The following is a 21,141-nucleotide window of genomic DNA, read 5'->3' as shown; positions in this document are numbered from 1 at the left end:
GGTTCCCCAGGTATTGCCCATCCTTGCCCGGGCCCGGCCCGTCGGCGGCGTAGGCCATCATGGAGACGGCAACGAAGGAGAAGGGGCCGTCGTGACAACAACAGGCACCGTGCGCTACTGGGCGGCGGCGAAGGCCGCGGCCGGCACGGCCGAGGAGCCGTACGCCGCGAGCACGCTCGCCGAGGCGCTGGAGGCGGCGCGCGCGGCACACGCGGCGAACCCGGAGTTCGCCCGCGTCCTCATGCGCTGCTCGTTCCTCGTGGACGGCACCGCGGTCGGCGCCCGCGACCACGCCGCGGTCCCACTGTCCCAGGGCGGCACCGTCGAGGTCCTCCCGCCGTTCGCGGGAGGATGAGCCCCGAGATGAGCGACCAGCAGTACGGCCCTTACTACGGGCAGCACGATCCCTACGGGCAGCAGTACGGCCGGCACGGCCGGCACGGCCGGCAGTGCGAACCGCACGAGCCGCAGGGCCCGTATGCCGTTCCGGCGCAGGACCCGTACGCCGCTCCCCAAGAGGGCGGGTACGACAACGGGGCGTACGACAACGGCGCTCACGGCGGCGAGGCGTACGGCAACGCACCGTACGGCGGTCATGGGTACGGCCACGGTGACGGCTACGGCGGCCATCCGCAGGCCCCCTACGCCCAGCCGCAGGCACAGCCGCAGACCCAGACCTGGGACGGCGCGACCTGGGAGACCGACGCGCGGCAGCCCGCGCACGCCTCCGCCGCCGCGGAGACCACCCACCTCCCCGCCCAGCAGGCAGCTGCCCACGAGCCCGCACCGCGGCACGCCGCCGCGCCCGCCGACGACCTCTCGCACCTCGCGCCCAACCAGCGCGCCCGCGCCCTGGGCCACTCGCCGATCATCCCGCCCGGCTTCCAGTCCGCCGCGCTCACCGCGGGGCTCGCCGTGCTGCTGGCGCTGGCGGCGCCGCTGCCGCAGCTGTTCCCGGCCCTGGTGGTCGCGGTCCTGCAGGCGGTCACGGCGGCGGGCTGGTTCCGGCTGAACGGCATGTGGCCGGCCCGCCAGGGCATCGCGCTGGCGTTCCTCGGCGGCCTGGTCACCGATGTCGCGCTGCTGGCCACCGACCGGGACGACGCGCCCGTGGTGGGCATCGGCACGCTCGGCGTGTGGTGCCTGCTCGTCCTCGTCCTGCAGCTGCGCAACCGCAGCAGCGCCGACGAGCGGATGTACGCACTGACCGCGGGCCTCACCTCGTCCGCGCTGGCGGTACTGGCCGCCGGCCACCTCGCGGCTGCGCCGCACGCCACGGTGACCGGCGCGGTGGCGGTCGCGGTCGCCGTGCTCGCCCGCGCGCTGCCGCTGCCCGGGCCCGTCTCGGTGGTGCTGGCGCTGCTGGCCGCCACCGGCGCGGGGATCGCGGCCGGGCAGTTCGGCGGCCAGGGCACGGCCGGTGCCTTCCTCGGCTTCGCGGCCGGCGGCTGCGCGCTGATCGGCCTGCGGGTCGCCAGCTACGACTACCCCTCGCGGTTCGTGCACCTGACGGCCGGGGTGGCGCTGCCGCTGGCGCTCGCGGCGCCCGCCGTCTACGTCCTGGGCCGCGCCCTCGGCTGAGCTTCCCGCGCGTACGGGGCAACCTCAGGTGGCCGGTCACGCTCCTTACGGAGGGAGCGTGACCGGCCGGTTCCTGCCACCGCGCCGGTGGCCCGGTTAGGCTCGGCGTCACACCGAAGCATGGGGGGAAGGGGTTCGATGCGTGCTCTGAGAAGGCTCTTGGTGCTGTTGGTCGTCGTCGGGGTGCTGTTCGTGGCCGCCGACCGGCTGGCGGTCGACTTCGCCGAGGACAAGGCGGCCGAGAAGATCCGCGGCAGCCTGGGGCTGAGCGGGACGCCGCAGGTCTCGGTCAAGGGCTTCCCCTTCCTGACGCAGGTGGCGAGCGGCACCCTCACCCAGGTCGACGCCTCGCTCGGCGGCATCGAGGCCACCGCGGAGGGCCACCGGCTGCGGGTCACCGAGCTGTCGGCACAGTTCCACGACGTAAAGCTGAGCAGCGACTACACCTCCATCGAGGGCGCGGCGTCCGCGACCGGCGAGGCCCGGATCAGCTATGCCGACCTGACCAAGGCGGCGGGTGAGGGCGTCCGCATCTCGTACGGCGGCGCCGGCGGCGGCAAGAGCCAGGTCAAGATCTCGCCGGACGTCCCCGTGCTCAGCTCGCTCGACGTGGTCGGCACCGTCTCCACGGTGGGCGGCGACACGATACGACTGCGCGCCGACGAGCTTCCGGCGCTGTGCACCGCGGTCCCCGGCTGCGAGGACAAGGTGCGGGCCCGTACGGACCACGACTGGAAGCTGGACGAGCTGCCGGCCGGGCTGAAGCTCGACCGCGTGACGACCACCCGGGACGGCATAGTGCTCTCCGCGACGGGCACCGACGTCGAACTGCCGGGCTGATCAGCGGTTAGCTGCACGGATCTCACGGACCGCTGCAAGGGTTTCCGGGGCACGTCGGCGACCGGCCGTCCACTTCCTGAGACGCTGCTGTCCGCAGCGCGGCCTGCCGAGGCCGCCCGACCCGCCGCCGGACCGCCTCCGAACGGGTGTGCCCACGCCCCGCTTCCACATCGCGGACATCCACGTCTCAGCATCCGACACACCGGTGACACGCCCCGCCGTCCCTCTTTACGATCGGTGGCATGCAGAGCCTGATGAGCCGTTCCCGTACGCGGGGACAGGCGGATCTCACGAAGCGGCGGGCAGTCGACCTGTGCCGCGTCGCCGCCATGCTCTGTCGCTCCGTCTGACGGGTTTCTGCCACCCGTTCCCCCGGCCGCGAGGCCCACACCCTCGCAGCATCCCCTCGTATCCCCGCGCAGCGCCGCGCGCCTCTGATGCCGCCGCGCGTGACCGGCGTACCCCTGCGCATCCGCAACTGCCCCGGAGGAGAAACCATGAGCCGTAGCGACGTCCTCGTCGACGCCGACTGGGTCGAGGCCCACATCGACGACCCCAAGGTGGTCATCGTCGAGGTGGACGAGGACACCTCGGCCTACGACAAGAACCACATCAAGAACGCGGTCCGTATCGACTGGCAGCAGGACCTGCAGGACCCGGTGCGTCGTGACTTCGTCGACCAGGAGGGCTTCGAGAAGCTCCTGTCGGAGAAGGGCATCGCCAACGACGACACCGTCGTCCTCTACGGCGGCAACAACAACTGGTTCGCGTCCTACGCCTACTGGTACTTCAAGCTCTACGGCCACCAGGACGTCAAGCTCCTCGACGGCGGCCGCAAGAAGTGGGAGCTGGACTCCCGCGACCTGGTCGACGGCTCGCAGGTGCCGAACCGCGCGAAGACCGAGTACAAGGCCAAGCCGCAGGACACCTCCATCCGCGCCTTCCGCGACGATGTCGTGAACGCGATCGGCAACAAGAACCTGGTGGACGTCCGCTCCCCCGACGAGTTCAGCGGCAAGCTGCTCGCCCCGGCGCACCTCCCGCAGGAGCAGTCGCAGCGCCCCGGCCACGTGCCGAGCGCCCGCAACATCCCGTGGTCGAAGAACGCCAACGACGACGGCACCTTCAAGTCCGACGAGGAGCTCAAGGCCCTCTACGAGGACGAGCAGGTCGACCTGGCCAAGGACACCATCGCCTACTGCCGCATCGGTGAGCGCTCCGCGCTGACCTGGTTCGTGCTGCACGAGCTGCTGGGCCAGGAGAACGTCAAGAACTACGACGGCTCCTGGACCGAGTACGGCTCGCTGGTGGGCGTGCCGATCGAGCTCGGCGCCAACAAGTAAGCCCCGACCCTTCCCTCTACCCCTCAAGGAATTCCCATGTGTGGAGCACAGGCCGGCGGCCCCGACGCGTCGACCATCAAGCCCGGTGAGACCACGATCCAGGGCAGCGTGACCAAGGACGGCGAGCCCGTCACCGGTTACGTCCGCCTGCTGGACAGCACCGGCGAGTTCACCGCCGAGGTCCCCACCTCGGCCACCGGACAGTTCCGCTTCTACGCGGCCGAGGGCACCTGGACGCTGCGCGCGCTCGTCCCCGGCGGCACCGCCGACCGCACCGTGGTCGCCCAGAAGGGCGGGCTGGCAGAGGTCGCCATCGCCGTCTGACGCGGACCGTCGCCCGGACGGTCCGCGGACGGCCGGAGGGCCGCACCCCAGGGGTTTGGACGCCTTGGCCGGTGGTGCGGCCCTCCGCGCGTGCCCGCCCTCCGTACGGCCCGCCGTACGGAGGGCGCAGCGCTGTTCAGACCCGCCGGCCGGATCTACCGTGGAGGTATGTCCGTCCAGCGCCGTCATCGCAGGTACTACGCCATGATGGCCACCTGCATCGCGCTCTTCGTCCTGGCGTGGGGCGTCGTGCGGCTGTGGTCCGTGCCCGCCGCGGTGGCGATGTGCGTCGTCGCGATGGTCATCCCGCCCTTCGCGGCGATCGTCGCCAACCGCAGAGAGCCGGGCGAACGCTGGTGGGACGAGTCCGGCGACCCGGAGTCCGACCGCTGGTGGCGCGAGCTGGACGACAAGGACCGCCGCCGGTGAGCGCCGGTACCGCCCCTGAGGCGAATCTCCCCCTCGGGGCGGGCCTCCCCCCTGGGGCGGACCTCACAGCGCCGCCGCTTCCCGCGGCGACTAGACTCACCTACGGTCCGTAAACCCTCACTCCGTCCGAGGAGCGCGCTCGTGCTTGAGGCATTCTTCACCGCCCTGCTTGTCCTGGTCGCCGTCGGCGTCGTCGCCTTCGCCGGTCTGACCTGGAAGAAGCTCTACCAGGGTCAGCGCTGAAGGCGCACGGACCGAGACCTTCCCCTCTCTCTATAGATCGCCTGAGCTCTCATGATCGAGATCCCGTCCGACCTGAACCCGGCCCTCGTACCGCTGGCCTTCCTCCTGGGCAACTGGGAGGGCGCGGGCGTCGCCGACTTCCCCGGCACCGAGAAGTGCAACTTCGGGCAGGAGGTCACCTTCACCCACGACGGGCGTGACTTCCTGGAGTACACCTCGCACAGCTGGGTGCTCGACGGGGAGGGCAAGAAGGTCCGCCCGCTGGAGACCGAGAGCGGCTACTGGCGCGTCGACAAGGACCGCAAGGTCGAGATCGTCATGATCCGCGACCAGGGCGTCGTCGAGGTCTGGTACGGCGAGCTGGCCGACCAGAAGCCGCAGATCGACCTGGCGACGGACGCCGTGGCCCGCACCGAGGCCTCGGGCCCGTACAGCGGCGGCAAGCGGCTGTACGGCTACGTCAACGGCGACCTGATGTGGGTCGGCGAGAAGGCCACGCCGGACGTGCCGCTGCGCCCGTACATGTCGGCCCACCTCAAGAAGGTCGCGGACGCCGGCCTCAAGGAGTGGGCGGAGAGCCTCCCCGAGGACATGCCCGACGGAGTTTCCTTCTTCAACGCGGACGGCACGCCCTACAAGCCGTAACCGCACGCCAACGGGCGTACCTACACTGGGGGGCGTGGTGACCACCGACTGGCAGAGCGACCTCCGCAAGCGCGGATACCGTCTGACGCCCCAGCGGCAGCTCGTGCTGGAGGCGGTCGACCGGCTGGAGCACGCCACGCCCGACGAGATCCTCACCGAGGTACGCAAGACGGCGGGCGGCGTCAACATCTCCACGGTCTACCGCACCCTGGAGCTGCTGGAGGAACTGGGCCTGGTCAGCCATGCCCACCTCGGACACGGCGCGCCCACCTACCACCTCGCCGACCGGCACCACCACATCCACCTGGTGTGCCGGGACTGCACGGACGTGATCGAGGCCGACCTGTCGGTGGCGGCGCCCTTCCGGGAGACGCTGCAGGACATGTTCGGCTTCGACACGGACCTGAAGCACTTCGCGATCTTCGGCCGGTGCCGGAAGTGCACCGCCAAGGCCTCCGAGGCCGACGCGGCGCCGGCGGCGGACTCCGGCTGAGCCGCACCAGGCTCACCCACCGGGACGGACCGGCCATCCGGTACTACCGGGACGTAGGCTTGGCACCATGAAGAGCCCCTTGCTGTCGCTCCCCGGTGCCGTCCCCGCCGAGGCCCCCGACGAAGGCGTCGCCGCGCACTACGGCGACCTCTTCCGTGAGCAACGCGCCCTCGCCGACGGCGCGGGCTTCGTGGATCTCTCGCACCGCGGCGTGGTCACCGTCTCCGGTCCCGAACGGCTGAGCTGGCTGCACCTGCTGCTCACCCAGCACGTCAGCGAGCTCGCGCCGGGCCACGCCACCGAGGCGCTGATCCTCTCCGCCAACGGTCACATCGAGCACGCGCTCTACCTCGTCGACGACGGGGAGACGACGTGGCTGCACACCGAGCCCGGCACCCAGGAAGCGCTGATCGCATACCTGGAGAGCATGAAGTTCTTCTACCGGGTCGAGGTCGCCGACCGGACGGACGACCTCGCCGTCGTGCACCTGCCGGCCGGGTCCATCACCGAGACGCCGCAGGACGCCGCCGCCGTCCGCGAGACGCCGCACGGCCGCGACCTCTTCCTGCCGCGCGCCTCCCTGGAGGACTTCGCCGCCGCGCACGGCCCCGCGATCGGTGTACTGGCCCTGGAGGCGCTGCGCGTCGAGGCGCACCGGCCGCGGCTCGGCCTGGAGACCGACCACCGCACCATCCCGCACGAGCTGGGCTGGATCGGCACGGCCGTGCACCTCCAGAAGGGCTGCTACCGCGGCCAGGAGACCGTCGCCCGCGTCCACAACCTGGGGAAGCCGCCGCGCCGGCTGGTCTTCCTGCACCTGGACGGCAGCGAGGTGAAGCTGCCGGGCCACGGCGCGCCGGTCCGGCTCGCCGCCGACGGCCCCGAGGGGCGCCAGGTCGGCTTCGTCACGACGTCGGCCCGCCACCACGAGCTGGGCCCGATCGCCCTGGCGCTGGTCAAGCGGAACGTGAAGGCGGACGCCGAGCTGCTGGCCGACACCACGGCGGCGGCCCAGGAGGTCGTGGTCGAGCCGTAGCGTCCTCCCGCGCGCTACACCTCCACGAGCACCGTGAACGGGCCGTCGTTCGTCAGCGAGACCTTCATGTCCGCGCCGAACCGGCCCGTCTCCACGTGCGCGCCGAGCGCCCGCAGCTGCGCGACGACCTCGTCGACCAGCGGCTCGGCAACGGGCCCGGGAGCCGCGGCGTTCCACGTGGGCCGACGCCCCTTCCGGGCGTCCCCGTAGAGCGTGAACTGGCTGATCACCAGCAGCCCGGCGCCCGTGTCCGAGCACGACTTCTCGCCGTCGAGGATGCGTACCGACCACAGCTTGCGGGCCAGCTGCGCGGCCTTCTCCGGGGTGTCGTCGTGCGTCACGCCGACCAGGACGCACAGCCCCTCCCCGACGATCTCGCCGACCGTCTCACCGGCCACGTCGACGCGTGCGCCGTTCACCCTCTGCACCACTGCTCGCATACCGCCATGATGCCGGGCGCCACCCGAGGCCACCCCAGGGGGGCGACGCGCCGGACCACCCGGACGGCCCAACCGCGTCGTCCGGCATACCCCCACACGGACCGTTCGCGGGCCGATGACCCTGCGCGCGCACCACTCGCAGTGGCACGATGCGTGCACGCGGTGCACGGGGGCCACGTGGCTCCGGACCGCACCGCACGAGGGGACGGACAGACGCATGAGCACCGCCGGCACCGGGCAGACATCCTCCGGTTCCGTACCATTTGCCCGTACATCCGCCCAAGGGGCAGCGGCGGCCTCCGCGCGCGGGCCCCTGCCCCCGCCGACGACGTCCACGCCCCGGCCCGAGCCGACGCCCCCGTCCGGGCGCCCGGCCCGGCCCGGTGACCGCACCGAGGATGGCCCCATGCTCCCCGCAGGCCCGGCACAGCCCCGCCCCCCGCTGCAACGCGACCGCTTCCGTCCGGCCCCCCGGCCCGACCTCTCGGGCCGCGGCCTGCCCGAGATCCGCAAGCTGCGCCGGGACGCGCAGCAGGAGGAGGCCGACCTCAGCTACGTACGGCGGCTGCTCCAGGGCCGCATCGACATCCTGCGCGCCGAGGCCGCCCGGCGCGCCGCGCCGCAGACCACGGTCCTGGACCGGCTGCCGGAGATCCTGACCGACGAGCCGTCGCGGCACCGCTCCTCGGCCCGGCACGTGACGGTCGGAACCCCGCACAGCGAGGAGTACCGCCGGCTGGCCGAGGACATGCTCGGCGAGGTCGAGCTGTCCGACCTGTCGGCGCGTACGGACACCGAGCTGCGGGAGGCGATGGGCCGGCTGGTCCAGTACGAGCAGCAGGTCTCGCTGCGCCGCCAGTCCCTGCAGCGCACGGCCGACGATTGCAGCGCCGAGATCGCCCGCAGGTACCGTGAAGGGGAAGCACAAGTAGACGACCTGCTCTCCTGACCCGGCGGCCACCGGACCCGAAGGAGGCGGTCCGTGATCCCGTCCCCGGAAGGCCCGCGATGACCTCCTCCTCCGCCGCCGAGCCCACGCCCGAGTCCACCGGTCCGATATCCGGCGCGGACGCAGCGATATCCGGTACGGAGACCGGGACCTCTGCGGATGCGCAGGCTGGGGCGCCCTCGGGTGCCGGGACTGGGGCGCTCTCGGGTGCCGGAGCTGGGGCGCCCTCGGGTGCCGGAGCTGGGGCGCCCGTCGCGCCCGTGCTCGCCGAGGTCGTCCGTTCCGGCTTCGTCGAGGGCGTGCACCGCGGTTCGCTGGTCGTACTGGCCGCGGACGGCAGCGTGGACCTGGCGCTCGGTGACGTGGCCGGGCCGGTCTTCCCGCGCTCCACGAACAAGCCGATGCAGGCCGCCGCGATCCTCCGCGCGGGCCTGGACCTCTCCGGCGAGCGCCTGGCCCTGGCCGCCGCCAGCCACTCCGGAGAATCCTTTCACCTCGACCTCGTGCAGAAGATGCTCGCCGAGCACGACCTCACCCCCGAGCAGCTGCAGACCCCGCCCGACCTGCCGCTCGACCCCACCGAGGCGGAGAACTACCTGGCCGCCGGCAAGGTCCGCGACCCGCTGACCATGAACTGCTCCGGCAAGCACACCGCGATGCTCGCCGTCTGCGCAGCGAACGGCTGGCCGCTGGCGAACTACCTCGACCCCGCCCACCCGCTCCAGCAGCTGGTCCTGGCGGCCGTGCAGGAGGCGAGCGGCGAGGAGGTGGCCCACGTCGGCACCGACGGCTGCGGCGCGCCCCTGATGTCGCTCTCACTGACCGGCCTGGCCCGCGCGTACCGGCACTTCGTGCTGGCGGCGCCCGGCACCCCCGAGCGCCGGATCGCGGACGCGATGCGCGCCCACCCGGAGTACGTCGCCGGCACCCGCCGACCCGACACCTGGCTGATGCGGGAGATCCCCGGCGTGCTGTCCAAGATGGGTGCCGAGGCCGTACAGGCACTGGCCCTGCCCGACGGCCGCGCGCTCGCCTTCAAGGTCGACGACGGCGCGACCCGCACGCTCGGCCCGATCCTGGCCCGCACGCTGCGCCTGATGGGCATCGACGCCCCGGTACTCGACCGGATAGCCGACGTCCCGCTGCTGGGCGGCGCCGAGCGCGTGGGCGAAATCCGAGCGGCGGCCTTCTGACCACCCGGCACCGCCACCGCTTCTCTCGGCCCCGCTAAATCATGCGACAGCCCGTCAGGAGTGTGGCTAGCGTACGGGTATGAGCCTTGAGGTGCGCACGGTCGGCGAGGAGGAGTTCACCGACTGGATGGAGGCGATGGCCACCGGTTTCACCCGGCCGCCGGGGATCACCAAGGAAGAGCTCGACTTCCGCCGCTCGGGCACCGACTTCGCCCGTACGCAGGGCGGTTTCGACGGTGAGCGCTGCATCGCGACCTTCCGCAGCTTCGCGCAGGAGCTGACGGTCGTGGGCGGCGCCCGGGTGCCGGCCGACGCCGTGTCCCAGGTGACCGTCTCGCCCACGCACCGCCGCCGCGGCCTGCTCAGCCGGATGATGGCGCAGGACCTGACGGCGGCGAGGGAACGGGGCGAGGTGGTGGCCACGCTGATCGCCGCGGAGTACCCGATCTACGGACGGTACGGCTTCGGGCCCGCGACATCGTTCACGGAGTGGACCATCGACGTGGCCCGCGCCCGGCTCGGCTCCCGGTACTCCGGCCCCGAGTGCGGCGGCCGGGTGGATTTCGTGAGCCCCGCGGAGGTCCGCACCCTCGGCCCGGCCCTCCACGACCGCTTCCGGGCCCGGCAGCACGGCGCCGTCTCACGCGGCGAGCGCTGGTGGCAGCAGGCGACCGGCGAGGTCCAGTGGCCGGCCATGGCGTGGCAGGAGCCCTTCCACGCCGTGTACCGGTCGGCGGACGGCGAGGTCGAGGGCCTGGTCACGTACACCACCGACGACCGGTGGGAACGGAAGCAGCCCGAGCAGACCGCCCACGTCAGCCAGCTGATCGCGGTCACTCCGGAGGCGGAGCGCGCCCTGTGGCACTTCCTGTGCTCCATCGACTGGGTGTGGCACGTGAAGACCGGGCAGCGCGCCCCGGACGACACCCTGCCGCTGCTGCTCGGCGACCCGCGCGCCGCGAGCATCGCCGAGCACGCCGACTACCTCTGGATCCGGCCGCTGGACGTGCCGAAGCTGCTGGAGGCGCGGACGTACGGGGTGCCGGGTTCGCTGGTCCTGGAGGTGCGGGACGCGGCCGGGTACGCCGCCGGCCGGTACCACCTCGACGCGGGACCCGAGGGCGCCACCTGTACGCGTACGCAACGCTCCGCCGACCTCACCCTGGACGTACGCGAACTGGCCTCGCTGTACCTGGGCGACGAGTCGGCCACCCGGCTCGCGGCGCTCGGCCGGGTCCAGGAGGACCGAGCGGGGGCACTGGCCACGGCGGACGCCCTGCTGCGGGCGGCGCGACGGCCATGGTGCCCGGACATGTTCTGAGCCGTATGGCCGCCCGAGGCCGTGGCCTGCATAAAGTGGCAAGTGCAGGCGCACACCACGAGAGCAGGAGGCCGACAGCATGAGCGAGACGACCCCAGGCGCACAGGGGCCCGAGTCGATCGAGCACGCGCACGACCCCGAGGTGCTGCAGCTGGCGGCCAAGGTCTTCGACCTGGCCCGGCAGGGCGACACCGACACGGTCGCCGCGTACGTCGACGCGGGAGTGCCCGCCAACCTCACCAACGAGAAGGGCGATTCGCTGATCATGCTGGCCGCGTACCACGGCCACGCCGCGACCGTCGAAGCCCTGCTGCGGCGCGGCGCGGACGCCGACCGGCCCAACGACCGCGGTCAGACCCCGATCGCGGGCGCCGTGTTCAAGGGCGAGGACGCGGTCGTACGGCTGCTCCTGAGCAACGGCGCCGACCCGAAGGCAGGCACGCCGTCGGCGGTGGACACGGCCCGCATGTTCGAGAAGAAGGAACTGCTCCAGCTGTTCGGGGAGGAGTGATCCGGGGGAAGGCAGGGGGCGAAGCCGGCCCCTTTCCCTTCCTCTTCCTCTTTCCTCCGGTCACTCCCGTCCGTTCCCATCCACTCCCGTCCGTCCCCATCCATTCCCGTCCTACTCGTCCGTCCCCACCCGCTCCCGTCCACTCCCGTCCGCTCACACTTGACCTGAACTTTTGTTGAGGTTTTAGCGTCGTCTCTGCATTCGCCACCGCTTCAGAGAGGCATGTCATGTCTGCAGAGACGCTCAACCTCGCCGTCATCGTCGGAAGCACCCGGGAGGGACGGTTCGCGCCCGTCGTCGCGGACTGGTTCACCAAGCACGCGGCGGCGCGCGCCGACCTCGGCGTGGACGTACTGGACCTGGCCGAGATCCAGCCGTACGCGCTGCGCGGCGGCCCCGAAGCGGAGGCGTTCGCCAAGCGTGTCGACGCGGCGGACGCCTTCGTCGTGATCACCCCGGAGTACAACCACTCGTTCCCGGCGCCGCTGAAGCACGCCATCGACCTGCTGCACGCGGAGTGGCAGGCCAAGCCGGTCGGGTTCGTCTCGTACGGCGGGATCTCCGGCGGCCTGCGCGCCGTCGAACAACTGCGGCTGGTCTTCGCGGAACTGCACGCGACGACGGTCCGGGAGACCGTCAGCCTCCCGATGGCCGGCCAGCTCTTCGACGCCGAGGGCCGGCTCCGCGCCCCCGAGGGCCCGGACCGCGCGGCCGACACCCTCCTGAACCAACTGATCTGGTGGGCCCACGCCCTCCGCGACGCCCGCCGCACCCGGCCGTACGGGGGCTGAGGGGACCGGCGGGGACGGCGGCAGGCGGCCCGGGCGGGGAGACGAGTGGTGACTGGCGACTGGCGACTGGCGACTGGCGACTAACGGCCGTCGGCCGGGATCACCCGGTCCACCAGGGCGGCGATCAGCCCGTCCGTCTCCTCGCCCGGCACCACGCCCGGCAGCGTGAGCTGCTCCAGCATCAGCCCGGTCATCGCGAGATACATCAGCATCACCGCCGTACGGTCACCCGGCAGCCCGCCCTCCTCGTGGAAGCGGATGTCCTCCTCCAGCACTCCCCGGATGGTGGCGGTCAGCTCCGTGCGCAGCTCGGGCCGCCGGGTGGCCTCCAGTCGCAGCTCCAGCATCGCGAGGTAACCGGTGCGGTTCTCGGTCACCCTGCGGTTGATCCACCCCATCAGCTCGGTCACCAGCTCCCGCCCGTGCGGCGCCTTCATGACCTCGATGACCTCGTCGGGGTCCGGCGCGATGCGCTGGTGGATCTGGCCGGTCACCTGCGCGAGCAACTCGTCCCTACTCGCGAAGTAGTTGGACGCGGTGCCCTTCGGGACGGCAGCCTCCGCGTCCACGGCGCGGAACGTCAGCCCGCGCGCACCGTCCCGCGCCAGCACCTCGATCGCCGCGTCCACCAGCGCCGTACGCCGCTCCGGATTGCGCACCACGGAAAGCCTCCTCCTCAACCCCTTGCAACCACTACACCCAACGTACTACAACTGAAGTACTCGCAAACACTACGCACGAAGTGGTTATGAGTGGCCATGGCGGCATCGAGCCACCACGCCGCCATGCCGCCATGCCGCCATGCCGCCACCGGGGAGAGGAACAGCGACACATGCGATTCGAAAAACTCGGCACGGCCGTACTCACCGACGACACCGCCGCCAGCAGCCGCTTCTACATCGAGCACTTCGGCTTCACGCGCGTCGCCGACCTGGGCTGGTACGTCAGCCTGCACCACCCCGAACACCCCGCGTACGTCCTCGACTTCGTCCAGCGCGGCCACGAGAGCATGCCGGAGAACTTCCGGACGCAGGACACCGCCGGCCTCTGCCTCGCCTTCCTCGTCAAGGACGCCGCCGCCGAGGAAGCCGCACTGCGCGCCAAGGGCGTACGGATCACCGAGCCGCTACACGACGAGCCCTGGGGCCAACGCCGCTTCCACATCGAAAGCCCGGAAGGCATCCTGATCGAGGTACTCCAAACCACCACCCCGGACCCCGACTGGCTGGCCGCGAACGGGGGCTGACCCGTACGCCTGCCGGACCCGGGGACACGCGTCGGCCGAGCGCCGGGGCGCGGCCGATACCTCTGCAGCACCCGGGAGGCGCACGTCAGCCGAGCGCCGGGGCGCGGCCCGTACCTCTGCAGCACCCGGGGGGCACACGTGGCCGAGCGCCGGGGCCCATACCTCTGCAGCACCCTCCGGGGCCCCTCCCCCCTCCCCCTCCCACCCCACCCCCTCGTGCACAGCCGCTCACTCGTGCACAGCCACCCCTCGTGCACAGCTGCTCAGTCGTGCACAGCCGCTCAGTCGTGCGCAGCTGTTCAGTCGAACGTTCTTGCCGCGCAGGTCCTCTCCTCCCGCTACGGTCTCCGGGTGACCGAACTCGACACTTTGCACGCCACCCGTGAGGCCTACGACGCCATCGCCCCCACCTACGCGCAGCTGTTCCACGACCCCCTGCGCGACCGCCCGTTGGAGCGCGCCCACCTGAGCGCCTTCGCGGAGCTGGTACGGACGAACGGCGACGGCAAGGTCGCGGACCTCGGCTGCGGACCGGGCGACCTCACAGCTCACCTTCATGGGCTGGGCCTGGATGTCTTCGGCGTCGACGCCTCCCCTGTAATGATCGAGCTCGCTCGCGACGCCCACCCCGGGCTGCGGTTCGAGGTCGGCTCGATGGCCGCGCTGGACATCGAGGACGGCGCGCTCAGCGGGGTGCTCTCGCGGTGGTCCGTCATCCACACCCCACCGCAGGACCTGCCCGCCATCCTGGCCGAGATCGCCCGAGTCCTGGCCCCTGGCGGGCACCTACTGATCGACTTCCCCGCCACCGACGGCCCCCACCACGAGACGCAGGCCTACGACCACGCGGTGGCGACGGCCTACCGCTGGTCCCCCGATCGCCTCGCCGAGCTCCTCCGCGAGCACGGATTGGCAGAGTCGGCCCGCCTGGTGATCGAGCCGAAGCCCACTGACCAGCGGCAGTTCCAGGAAGTCCAGCTCCTCGCACACAAGGCGTAGACCGAGGAGCCACTCAGCCGACCCCGTGACCGCACCGGCTCGGATCGCCGGTCAGCCCGGATCACCGGTCGGCCCGGATCACCGGTAGGCCCGGACAGCGCCTGAGCCCTGGCTCAGGGCTTCGGGCCGTCTCCGGGGATCGCCGGCGGGCGGCCCCACAGGCGCTCCATCTCGCGCCGGTCGCGCTTGGTGGGGCGGCCCGCGCCGCGGTCGCGGACCGGAACCTGCACGGCCACCTCGCGCGGGGGCGGCGGCGGGCTGTTGTCTATGTAGCACTCGGCCGCGACCGGCGCCCCCACTCTCTTCTTCACCAGCCGCTTCACGACCACGATCCGCTCCCGCCCCGCGTGCCGCAGCCGGACCTCGTCACCGGTCCGCACGCCGTACGCCGCCTTCACGCGGTCGCCGTTGACCCGCACGTGGCCACCCCGGCATGCCGTGGCCGCCATCGATCTCGTCTTCATGAGCCGCACGGACCAGATCCAGCTGTCGATCCGCACGCTCCCCTCGTCCTCACTCATGTCTCCGACTTTACGGCGGCACGGCGAACGGCGAGCGGGCCTGTGGAAAACCTCGGAGTGGCGTACACCCACGACTCAGCAGGCTGTGGACAACCGACAACCCCATGGTCAGCAGCGGCAGCCGGTACAACCAGTACCGGTACCAGCCGGTACAACCAGTACCGGTACCAGCCGGTGCCGGTACCAGCCAGTCCCGGTACCGGCACCGATGCCTGTGCCGCTCATCCCGGCTCATCCGGTCGTACACGGCTGCGGTCGCACCCGGCAGCCGGTCGCACCCGGCAGCCGGTCGCACGCGGCAGCCGGTCACCCGCGGCAGCCGGTTACACGCGGTCGTACGCGGCAGCCGGCATGAGCGTCACCGGTTGACGAAGGACAGGCTCGTCGCGTCGTAGCGGGTGCCGGCGACCGCGTCGGCCGGGGCGACCGCGTCGATGGCCGCCAGTTCCTCGGCGGACAGCCCGATGGCGACCGCGGCGACGTTCTCCAGCAGGTACTTCTCACGGCGGGTGCCCGGAATCGGCACCACGTCGGCGCCCCGGTGCTGCACCCAAGCGAGCGCCAGCTGCCCGGCCGTGACGTCCTTCTCCGCGGCCAGCTCGTTCAGCTTCTCGACGATGGCGAGGTTGCGCTCCAGGTTGCCGTCGGCGAAGCGCGGCTGCGTACGGCGCATGTCGCCCTCGGCCAGCCCCGCCACGGACGTGTACCGGCCGGTGAGGAAGCCGCGGCCGAGCGGCGAGAACGGCACGAGGCCGATGCCCAGCTCCCGGCAGACCGGCGCGATCTCCTGCTCCAGGTCACGCGTCCACAGCGACCACTCGCTCTGCAGCGCGGCGATCGGGTGCACCGCGTGCGCCCGCCGGATCGTCTCGGCGCTCGCCTCGGACAGGCCGAGGTGCCGTACCTTGCCGGCCGCGACCAGCTCCGCCATCGCCCCGACCGTCTCCTCGATCGGCACCTCGGGGTCGACGCGGTGCTGGTAGTACAGGTCGATGTGGTCGACGCCGAGCCGGCGCAGCGAGGCGTCGCAGGCCTGGCGTACGTACGCGGCGTCGCCCCGGATCACGGTCGGGTCGCCCAGCTTGTTGGTGAAGCCGAACTTGGTGGCGATCACCGCCCGGTCGCGGCGGTCGGCGACGGCCCGCCCGACCAGCTCCTCGTTGTGCCCGAATCCGTAGAAGTCGGAGGTGTCCAGGAGGGTGACTCCGAGGTCGAGCGCACGGTGGATGGTCGCGATCGACTGCGCGTCGTCCGAAGCGCCGTATCCGTGGCTCATCCCCATGCAGCCGAGCCCCTGCGCGGAGACGGTCAGATCGCCGAGCTGGCGAGTAGGAATGCCGGTCATGCCATTACCTCCTGAAGTGCCCCGTCCCCCGTAGGCGAGGACTGTGTCGGGCTGACGTCAGGGACGGTAGGAGTTGGAGCGCACTCGAAGTCAAACACCCTGCCCGCCCGTCCCGGAGCCCGGCCCCTCCGTCGGCAACGGGCGCCGTCACTCCGGCTTACGGGCCACGAAGAGGGAGCGCGTGGAGTGGGCGACGAACGGACCTTCGTCCTGGATCTTCTCGTGCAGCTCGCGCAGCCGGTCACGGAACGCCTCGACGGTGAAGCCGGGCACCATCCAGATCACCTTGCGCAGGAAGTACACCACCGCACCGATGTCGAAGAACTCGATGCGCAGCCGCTCGAAGCGCAGGTCAGCGATCTCCAGCCCGGCCGCCTCGGCCGCCGCACGCTCGTCGTCGGGGTGCCGGCTCCGCCGGACCTCCGCGGGCTGCGGCCCGAGGAAGTACTCCACCAACTCGAACACGCTCTCGTGCCCTACGTGCTGCGCGAAGTACGTCCCGCCGGGCCGCAGTACACGCGCGATCTCCGTCCACCACACGGTCGCCGGATGACGGCTGGTCACCAGGTCGAAAGCGGCGTCGGCGAACGGCAGCGGCGGCTCGTCCGGATCGGCGACGACCACCGCGCCGAGCGGGTGCAGCAGCTGGGTCGCCTTCGCGACGTTCGGCGGCCAGGACTCGGTGGCCACCATCACCGGCGGCAGCTTCGGCGCCCCGGCGAGCACCTCGCCCCCGCCGGTCTGGATGTCCAGCGCGGCCGACGCCCCTGCCAGCCGCTCCCCCATCAGCCGCTGGTACCCCCATGAGGGCCGCGCCTCGGTCGCCCGCCCGTCCAGCCACGAGAAGTCCCAGCCCGCCACGGACACGGCCCCGGCCTCGTCCACCAGCTCATCGAAATCACGCACCATACCGGCATCCTCATCCCGCTCCCGGACATCGGCAAACGTTTTCCACGCGCCGTAAGCCGTGCGCCCCAACTGACAGCTGACAGCTGCCGGCTGCCGGCTGCCAGGAACAGTCGATCCGGTTCTTCAAGGCGTACCTAGGCGTGCCAAGTCGCCCCCAGGCGCACCCAGGCGCACCCAAGCGCACCAAGTACCCTTCCCCCGTGACGACGCACGAGCCCGTCGACGTGAGTGTCGACGCGATGATCGAGGACCTCAGGACACTCGTCGAGGTCGAGTCCCCGTCGCGCGATCTCGACGCCCTGGCGGCATCGGCCGAAGCCGTCGCCGCCGTCATCGAGAGCCGCCTCGGCGGGCAGGCCGTCCTCGTGGAGAGCGAAGCCGGGCCGCACGTCCACTGGTCGGCCGGCGGCGATCCGAAGGTACTGATCCTCGGCCACCACGACACCGTGTTCCCGCTCGGCACGCTCGCACGCCGCCCGTTCCAGGTCGAGGGCGGGCATGCCACCGGCCCCGGGGTCTTCGACATGCTCGGCGGTCTGGTGCAGGCCGTTCACGGTCTGGCGACGCTCGATGACCGGTCGGGTGTCGAGATCCTGGTGACCTGCGACGAGGAGGTCGGCTCACGCGCCTCCAGGGCTCTCATCGAGGAACGGGCCCTCGCTTGCGGCGCGGTACTCGTGTTCGAGGGCGCCGCTGACGGCGGAGGCCTGAAGACCGGCCGTAAGGGGTGCGGCACGTTCGAGCTCTCCATCAGGGGCCGGGCCTCGCACGCGGGCCTCGAACCGGCGGCCGGGGTCAACGCGCTGGTCGAAGCCGCACACCAGGTACTGGACATCGCAGCGCTCAGCCGCCCCGACCTCGGCACGACCGTCACTCCGACCGTCGCGTCCGCCGGCACCCTGGACAACGTCGTACCGGCAGAGGCGACCGTCATCGTCGATGTCCGGGTCGAGTCGGCCGACGAGAAGGACCGTGTCGAAGCCGCGTTCGCGGCACTGGCTCCACACCTCGATGAGGCGGAGATCGCGGTCCAGGGAGCCGTCGGCCGGCCGCCGATGCCCGAGTCGGCGTCCGCCGAGCTCTTCGAGGTGGCGAAGCGGCTGGTTCCCGGCCTCGAAGGCAAGGCGGTCGGCGGCGGCAGCGACGGCAACTTCACCGCGGCGCTGGGGGTACCGACTCTCGACGGCCTCGGCGCGGTCGGCGGCGGCGCCCATGCCGATCACGAGTACCTGGTGATCGGAGCCATGGCCGAACGCGCGCACCTCGCCGCCGGCCTGGTGCGGGCGATCCAGCGCGCGTAGGCGCAGGAGAGACGCGGGTCCCGCACTCCTACAGGTCGCCGACACGGCACGCAACGGTGCCTCGAAGCCAGGCAGTTGCACACAATTCACTGGCAGGGGCCGCCTCTCACGCACCACCATGGACCGCATGAGTGGTGACCGACCCGCACGGTGGAGCCAGGCGACCGTCTACCCCGACATGTGGGCCGACCCGGACGACGACCTCCGCAACAGCGAAGGCGTCAGTCCGGACGGCGAGCTCGCGACGTTGCAGGACTTCCTGACGAACTACCGCCTGACGTTGCGGATGAAGTGCGAGGGCCTGAACGCGGAGCAGCTGGCCCGTCGTTCGGTTCCGCCGTCGACGTTGTCGCTGCTGGGCCTCGTGCGGCATCTCGCCGAGGTGGAACGCGACTGGCGCAACTGGATCAGCGACGGCGATCCGCTGCCGAAACTGTACGGCGAGCGCGATGCCGACTTCGACGGAGCCGTCGCCGACCAGGCCGAGGTCGACGCGGCGTACGCCGCGCTGGAGCGCGAGCAGGCCGCGACCGACGCCGCGCTGGCCGAGCACCCGGACCTGGGCGAGCGCCTGGGGAAGGACGGGTTCGCCGTACGGGAGCTGTTGGTGCACCGGATCGAGGAGTACGCACGGCACTGCGGCCAGGCCGACCTGCTGCGCGAGTGCATCGACGGGAGGGTGGGCCAGTAGGCCCCGGGCCGTTACGAGAGCGAGGACCAGCGAGCCACGACCCGGGCCCATCGAGCCACGACCCGCGCCCATCGAGCCACGGCCCGGGCCCATCGAGCCAAGACACAGCGCCCCATCGGGCGAGGCACTGCGACGGGGAAGCTTGACCCTGACCCTACGTCAGGGTCAGAGCCTGGCCACATGACGAACGACAGCAACAACACCACTCCCTCGACCCGGTTCACTCCGCCGGTCGGCGGGTTCCAGGAGATCGACGGCCGCGGCATCTTCGTGCATCGGTCGGGCAGCGGCGGACCGGCCGTGGTGTTCCTGCCGGGCGCCGGCGCGGTCGGTCTCGACTATTTCGGCGTCCAGCAAGGGGTTTCGCAGTTCACCACCGCCGTCGTGTACGACCGCGGCGGTACGGGCTACAGCGATCCCCTCCCGCTGCCGCGCACCGCTGCCGAGGTCGCCACGGAACTGCGCGAGCTGCTGCACGCCCAGAAGATCCCCGCCCCGTACGTCCTGGTGCCGCACTCCCTCGGCGGCTTCTACGCGCACCGGTTCGCGCAGCTGTACCCCCAGGACGTCGCCGGGCTGGTCTGGTTGGACGCCTTCCACCGTGACTGGGACGCCGCCATGCCTCCCGCGGCGAGCCTGGCCGCGGTCGAGCGGATGGCACCTGACCGGAAGCAGCTGGAACAGATGCGTCCGGCCCTGCACGAGATGTTCGCCGAACTGCTCACGGACTACCCGGAGCACATGCGGCAGGCGCTGACCGAGGCCAAGGTGAGTGACGAATGGACCGACGTCGGCATCGCCGAGCGCACCGAGCTGGCCGGACTGGCCACCGAGCTGCGGGCCGGGCCGAACGTTCCCGACGTCCCGGTCGTCGCGCTCACCGTGGTGGGCACCGACCCCGGCCAGGAAGCACGCACGCCGGAGCGGACGTGGCAAGAGATGCAGGACGGCAGGAGGCGACTGGACGCGGCCTTGGTGAGCGCGGTCTCGTACGGAGAACAACGCATCATCTCCGGCACCAGCCACCACCGGCTCTGCTTCGACCGGCCCGATGCCGTGGTCCAGGCGGTCCGCGGCGTCGTCGACCGGGCGGCTCGTCCTTAGACTCGACACGTTCCCCGCTGCACGAGGGCTTCAGGAAGACGGAGGACGGAGGACGGGGGACGGAGGACCGGGGGGGGACGGAGGACGGGGGACGGAGGACGATGCTCACGATCGGCCAGCTCGCGGCGACCGCCGGCGTGACCGTGCGCACCGTCCGCCACTACCACCACGTCGGCCTGTTGCCCGAGCCCGAACGCGATGCCTCCGGCTACCGCCGCTACAGCGCGCAAGCGGCGGTGGACCTCATCCGGATCAGGACCCTCGCGGATGCCGGGGTACCGCTGGCCCGTATCGACGCGCTGCTGCACGCACAGCCGGCCGAGTTCGCCGCGGCCATAGCCGACATCGACGCCGAACTGCAGCGCAAGATCGACCAGCTCACCGAGTACCGCCGCCGGATCACCGAACTGGCCGGCGGCGAGCGGCTCGTCCTGCCCCCCGAGGTGGTCGCCATCCTGGACCGGATGCGCAATCTCGGCGTCAGCGAACGGAGGGTGCGGCTGGAGCGGGACTCGTGGATCCTGATGCAGGCACTGGATCCGCTCGCCGTGCCGCAGCGGATACGCGACAAGAACGCAAGCCTCGACGACCCCGAAACGATGCGCCTGTACCTCGCCTGCGATCAATCAGTCGACTGGGACCCGGACGATCCACGCCTGGACCGGCTCATCGACGACCTGGACGCATGGGAGAGCGCACACGAACGCAACGGCGGCCGCCCAGAGTTCCTGAAGCTGGTCTCCTCGCAAATCGCCGACGCCTCACCCGCATGGCAACGCATCCTCGAAGCGCTGGCCCACCGAGCCGGGCAACGCCGCCCCGCCGCCCACGACAGCCGCTGAACACGACTGCCGGCTGCCGACCGCCGATCCCGGGCAACGCACGC

General features: G+C 71.6%; 26 protein-coding genes. 21 read left to right on the top strand and 5 right to left on the bottom strand.

What is annotated here, in order from left to right:
• Positions 1-109: 109 nt before the first annotated feature.
• The 10 genes from AAC944_RS21305 to ygfZ all read left to right on the top strand — a co-directional run bounded on the left by AAC944_RS21305 (position 110) and on the right by ygfZ (position 6,934).
• Positions 110-355, top strand: a complete 246-nt coding sequence (locus AAC944_RS21305; protein WP_037771517.1) for a MoaD/ThiS family protein — start codon at positions 110-112, stop codon at positions 353-355.
• An 8-nt stretch (positions 356-363) separates the two neighbouring features.
• Entirely contained in the window at positions 364-1,581 is a 1,218-nt protein-coding gene (locus tag AAC944_RS21300) for a hypothetical protein (protein WP_030610243.1), read from the top strand.
• Between the two features lie 138 nt (positions 1,582-1,719).
• Complete coding sequence (locus tag AAC944_RS21295; RefSeq protein WP_030610246.1) at positions 1,720-2,421, top strand: LmeA family phospholipid-binding protein; 702 nt, start codon at positions 1,720-1,722, stop codon at positions 2,419-2,421.
• A gap of 242 nt (positions 2,422-2,663) precedes the next feature.
• Positions 2,664-2,771: a putative leader peptide gene (locus tag AAC944_RS21290; protein ID WP_361558979.1), complete on the top strand. Its 108-nt coding sequence runs from the start codon at positions 2,664-2,666 to the stop codon at positions 2,769-2,771.
• Between the two features lie 147 nt (positions 2,772-2,918).
• The gene (locus AAC944_RS21285) at positions 2,919-3,764 is read left to right on the top strand and encodes a sulfurtransferase (protein ID WP_030610248.1); all 846 of its coding nucleotides are present in this window, start codon (positions 2,919-2,921) and stop codon (positions 3,762-3,764) included.
• 36 nt (positions 3,765-3,800) lie between these two features.
• Positions 3,801-4,088: a DUF1416 domain-containing protein gene (locus AAC944_RS21280; protein ID WP_030610252.1), complete on the top strand. Its 288-nt coding sequence runs from the start codon at positions 3,801-3,803 to the stop codon at positions 4,086-4,088.
• A 168-nt stretch (positions 4,089-4,256) separates the two neighbouring features.
• Positions 4,257-4,517 carry a DUF3099 domain-containing protein gene (locus tag AAC944_RS21275; RefSeq protein ID WP_030610255.1) on the top strand — a complete coding sequence of 87 codons (261 nt, stop codon included), beginning with the start codon at positions 4,257-4,259 and terminating at the stop codon, positions 4,515-4,517.
• Between the two features lie 294 nt (positions 4,518-4,811).
• Positions 4,812-5,405 (top strand): heme-binding beta-barrel domain-containing protein, encoded by a 594-nt coding sequence (locus AAC944_RS21270; RefSeq protein ID WP_030610260.1) that lies wholly within the window; start codon positions 4,812-4,814, stop codon positions 5,403-5,405.
• A gap of 34 nt (positions 5,406-5,439) precedes the next feature.
• Positions 5,440-5,898, top strand: coding sequence for a Fur family transcriptional regulator (locus AAC944_RS21265; protein WP_030610263.1), 459 nt, complete (start codon positions 5,440-5,442; stop codon positions 5,896-5,898).
• A gap of 67 nt (positions 5,899-5,965) precedes the next feature.
• Positions 5,966-6,934, top strand: coding sequence for a CAF17-like 4Fe-4S cluster assembly/insertion protein YgfZ (gene ygfZ / locus AAC944_RS21260; protein ID WP_030610266.1), 969 nt, complete (start codon positions 5,966-5,968; stop codon positions 6,932-6,934).
• Positions 6,935-6,948: 14 nt separating this feature from the next.
• Here ygfZ and dtd read toward each other — a convergent pair whose 3' ends face one another.
• A complete protein-coding gene (gene dtd / locus AAC944_RS21255) occupies positions 6,949-7,374 on the bottom strand; it encodes a D-aminoacyl-tRNA deacylase (protein ID WP_030610269.1) in 426 nt (141 codons plus the stop codon).
• A gap of 406 nt (positions 7,375-7,780) precedes the next feature.
• Between dtd and AAC944_RS21250 the strand changes: the two genes are divergently transcribed.
• The 5 genes from AAC944_RS21250 to AAC944_RS21230 all read left to right on the top strand — a co-directional run bounded on the left by AAC944_RS21250 (position 7,781) and on the right by AAC944_RS21230 (position 12,139).
• Positions 7,781-8,323 carry an RsiG family protein gene (locus tag AAC944_RS21250; protein ID WP_030610272.1) on the top strand — a complete coding sequence of 181 codons (543 nt, stop codon included), beginning with the start codon at positions 7,781-7,783 and terminating at the stop codon, positions 8,321-8,323.
• 260 nt (positions 8,324-8,583) lie between these two features.
• Entirely contained in the window at positions 8,584-9,516 is a 933-nt protein-coding gene (locus AAC944_RS21245) for an asparaginase (RefSeq protein WP_037771520.1), read from the top strand.
• A 79-nt stretch (positions 9,517-9,595) separates the two neighbouring features.
• A complete protein-coding gene (locus AAC944_RS21240) occupies positions 9,596-10,837 on the top strand; it encodes a GNAT family N-acetyltransferase (protein WP_030610277.1) in 1,242 nt (413 codons plus the stop codon).
• A 79-nt stretch (positions 10,838-10,916) separates the two neighbouring features.
• Entirely contained in the window at positions 10,917-11,348 is a 432-nt protein-coding gene (locus AAC944_RS21235; protein ID WP_030610280.1) for an ankyrin repeat domain-containing protein, read from the top strand.
• A 227-nt stretch (positions 11,349-11,575) separates the two neighbouring features.
• A complete protein-coding gene (locus tag AAC944_RS21230; protein ID WP_030610285.1) occupies positions 11,576-12,139 on the top strand; it encodes an NADPH-dependent FMN reductase in 564 nt (187 codons plus the stop codon).
• A gap of 80 nt (positions 12,140-12,219) precedes the next feature.
• On the opposite strand, the gene AAC944_RS21225 is transcribed toward AAC944_RS21230, so the two are convergent.
• A complete protein-coding gene (locus AAC944_RS21225) occupies positions 12,220-12,801 on the bottom strand; it encodes a TetR/AcrR family transcriptional regulator (RefSeq protein WP_030610287.1) in 582 nt (193 codons plus the stop codon).
• Between the two features lie 170 nt (positions 12,802-12,971).
• On the opposite strand from AAC944_RS21225, the gene AAC944_RS21220 reads away from it, so the two are divergent.
• The gene (locus tag AAC944_RS21220) at positions 12,972-13,385 is read left to right on the top strand and encodes a VOC family protein (RefSeq protein ID WP_030610290.1); all 414 of its coding nucleotides are present in this window, start codon (positions 12,972-12,974) and stop codon (positions 13,383-13,385) included.
• A 351-nt stretch (positions 13,386-13,736) separates the two neighbouring features.
• Entirely contained in the window at positions 13,737-14,384 is a 648-nt protein-coding gene (locus tag AAC944_RS21215) for a class I SAM-dependent DNA methyltransferase (protein WP_030610293.1), read from the top strand.
• 113 nt (positions 14,385-14,497) lie between these two features.
• Here the strand turns inward: AAC944_RS21215 and AAC944_RS21210 are convergent, their stop codons facing one another.
• From AAC944_RS21210 to AAC944_RS21200, 3 genes are all read right to left on the bottom strand, one after another.
• Entirely contained in the window at positions 14,498-14,905 is a 408-nt protein-coding gene (locus AAC944_RS21210) for an RNA-binding S4 domain-containing protein (protein WP_030610295.1), read from the bottom strand.
• Between the two features lie 358 nt (positions 14,906-15,263).
• Positions 15,264-16,250: an aldo/keto reductase gene (locus tag AAC944_RS21205; RefSeq protein ID WP_030610297.1), complete on the bottom strand. Its 987-nt coding sequence runs from the start codon at positions 16,248-16,250 to the stop codon at positions 15,264-15,266.
• A 147-nt stretch (positions 16,251-16,397) separates the two neighbouring features.
• Positions 16,398-17,159 carry a class I SAM-dependent methyltransferase gene (locus tag AAC944_RS21200; protein WP_030610299.1) on the bottom strand — a complete coding sequence of 254 codons (762 nt, stop codon included), beginning with the start codon at positions 17,157-17,159 and terminating at the stop codon, positions 16,398-16,400.
• Positions 17,160-17,398: 239 nt separating this feature from the next.
• Here AAC944_RS21200 and AAC944_RS21195 point away from each other — a divergent pair, with 239 nt between their 5' ends.
• From AAC944_RS21195 to AAC944_RS21180, 4 genes are all read left to right on the top strand, one after another.
• Positions 17,399-18,460 carry a M20 family metallopeptidase gene (locus AAC944_RS21195; protein WP_078888374.1) on the top strand — a complete coding sequence of 354 codons (1,062 nt, stop codon included), beginning with the start codon at positions 17,399-17,401 and terminating at the stop codon, positions 18,458-18,460.
• 118 nt (positions 18,461-18,578) lie between these two features.
• Positions 18,579-19,151 (top strand): DinB family protein, encoded by a 573-nt coding sequence (locus AAC944_RS21190; protein ID WP_078888362.1) that lies wholly within the window; start codon positions 18,579-18,581, stop codon positions 19,149-19,151.
• Between the two features lie 180 nt (positions 19,152-19,331).
• The gene (locus AAC944_RS21185; protein ID WP_030610304.1) at positions 19,332-20,255 is read left to right on the top strand and encodes an alpha/beta hydrolase; all 924 of its coding nucleotides are present in this window, start codon (positions 19,332-19,334) and stop codon (positions 20,253-20,255) included.
• Between the two features lie 101 nt (positions 20,256-20,356).
• Positions 20,357-21,097 carry a MerR family transcriptional regulator gene (locus AAC944_RS21180; protein WP_030610306.1) on the top strand — a complete coding sequence of 247 codons (741 nt, stop codon included), beginning with the start codon at positions 20,357-20,359 and terminating at the stop codon, positions 21,095-21,097.
• The last annotated feature ends 44 nt before the right edge of the window (positions 21,098-21,141 follow it).

It is taken from the genome of Streptomyces sclerotialus (genome assembly GCF_040907265.1).
GTDB lineage: Bacteria > Actinomycetota > Actinomycetes > Streptomycetales > Streptomycetaceae > Streptomyces > Streptomyces sclerotialus.
Note: the sequence above shows the minus strand (reverse complement) of the source record. Positions and strands in the feature narration are given on the sequence as shown.

Excerpts from the sequence above, each read along its gene's own strand:
- AAC944_RS21230 (WP_030610285.1), top strand. The coding sequence starts at position 11,576 with ATGTCTGCAGAGACGCTCAACCTCGCCGTCATCGTCGGAAGCACCCGG.
- AAC944_RS21210 (WP_030610295.1), bottom strand. The coding sequence starts at position 14,905 with ATGAGTGAGGACGAGGGGAGCGTGCGGATCGACAGCTGGATCTGGTCC.
- AAC944_RS21240 (WP_030610277.1), top strand. The coding sequence starts at position 9,596 with ATGAGCCTTGAGGTGCGCACGGTCGGCGAGGAGGAGTTCACCGACTGG.
- AAC944_RS21190 (WP_078888362.1), top strand. The coding sequence starts at position 18,579 with ATGGACCGCATGAGTGGTGACCGACCCGCACGGTGGAGCCAGGCGACC.
- AAC944_RS21290 (WP_361558979.1), top strand. The coding sequence starts at position 2,664 with ATGCAGAGCCTGATGAGCCGTTCCCGTACGCGGGGACAGGCGGATCTC.
- AAC944_RS21280 (WP_030610252.1), top strand. The coding sequence starts at position 3,801 with ATGTGTGGAGCACAGGCCGGCGGCCCCGACGCGTCGACCATCAAGCCC.
- dtd (WP_030610269.1), bottom strand. The coding sequence starts at position 7,374 with ATGCGAGCAGTGGTGCAGAGGGTGAACGGCGCACGCGTCGACGTGGCC.
- AAC944_RS21295 (WP_030610246.1), top strand. The coding sequence starts at position 1,720 with ATGCGTGCTCTGAGAAGGCTCTTGGTGCTGTTGGTCGTCGTCGGGGTG.
- AAC944_RS21270 (WP_030610260.1), top strand. The coding sequence starts at position 4,812 with ATGATCGAGATCCCGTCCGACCTGAACCCGGCCCTCGTACCGCTGGCC.
- AAC944_RS21200 (WP_030610299.1), bottom strand. The coding sequence starts at position 17,159 with ATGGTGCGTGATTTCGATGAGCTGGTGGACGAGGCCGGGGCCGTGTCC.
- AAC944_RS21235 (WP_030610280.1), top strand. The coding sequence starts at position 10,917 with ATGAGCGAGACGACCCCAGGCGCACAGGGGCCCGAGTCGATCGAGCAC.
- AAC944_RS21275 (WP_030610255.1), top strand. The coding sequence starts at position 4,257 with ATGTCCGTCCAGCGCCGTCATCGCAGGTACTACGCCATGATGGCCACC.
- AAC944_RS21185 (WP_030610304.1), top strand. The coding sequence starts at position 19,332 with ATGACGAACGACAGCAACAACACCACTCCCTCGACCCGGTTCACTCCG.
- ygfZ (WP_030610266.1), top strand. The coding sequence starts at position 5,966 with ATGAAGAGCCCCTTGCTGTCGCTCCCCGGTGCCGTCCCCGCCGAGGCC.
- AAC944_RS21285 (WP_030610248.1), top strand. The coding sequence starts at position 2,919 with ATGAGCCGTAGCGACGTCCTCGTCGACGCCGACTGGGTCGAGGCCCAC.
- AAC944_RS21195 (WP_078888374.1), top strand. The coding sequence starts at position 17,399 with ATGATCGAGGACCTCAGGACACTCGTCGAGGTCGAGTCCCCGTCGCGC.
- AAC944_RS21300 (WP_030610243.1), top strand. The coding sequence starts at position 364 with ATGAGCGACCAGCAGTACGGCCCTTACTACGGGCAGCACGATCCCTAC.
- AAC944_RS21205 (WP_030610297.1), bottom strand. The coding sequence starts at position 16,250 with ATGACCGGCATTCCTACTCGCCAGCTCGGCGATCTGACCGTCTCCGCG.
- AAC944_RS21250 (WP_030610272.1), top strand. The coding sequence starts at position 7,781 with ATGCTCCCCGCAGGCCCGGCACAGCCCCGCCCCCCGCTGCAACGCGAC.
- AAC944_RS21180 (WP_030610306.1), top strand. The coding sequence starts at position 20,357 with ATGCTCACGATCGGCCAGCTCGCGGCGACCGCCGGCGTGACCGTGCGC.
- AAC944_RS21220 (WP_030610290.1), top strand. The coding sequence starts at position 12,972 with ATGCGATTCGAAAAACTCGGCACGGCCGTACTCACCGACGACACCGCC.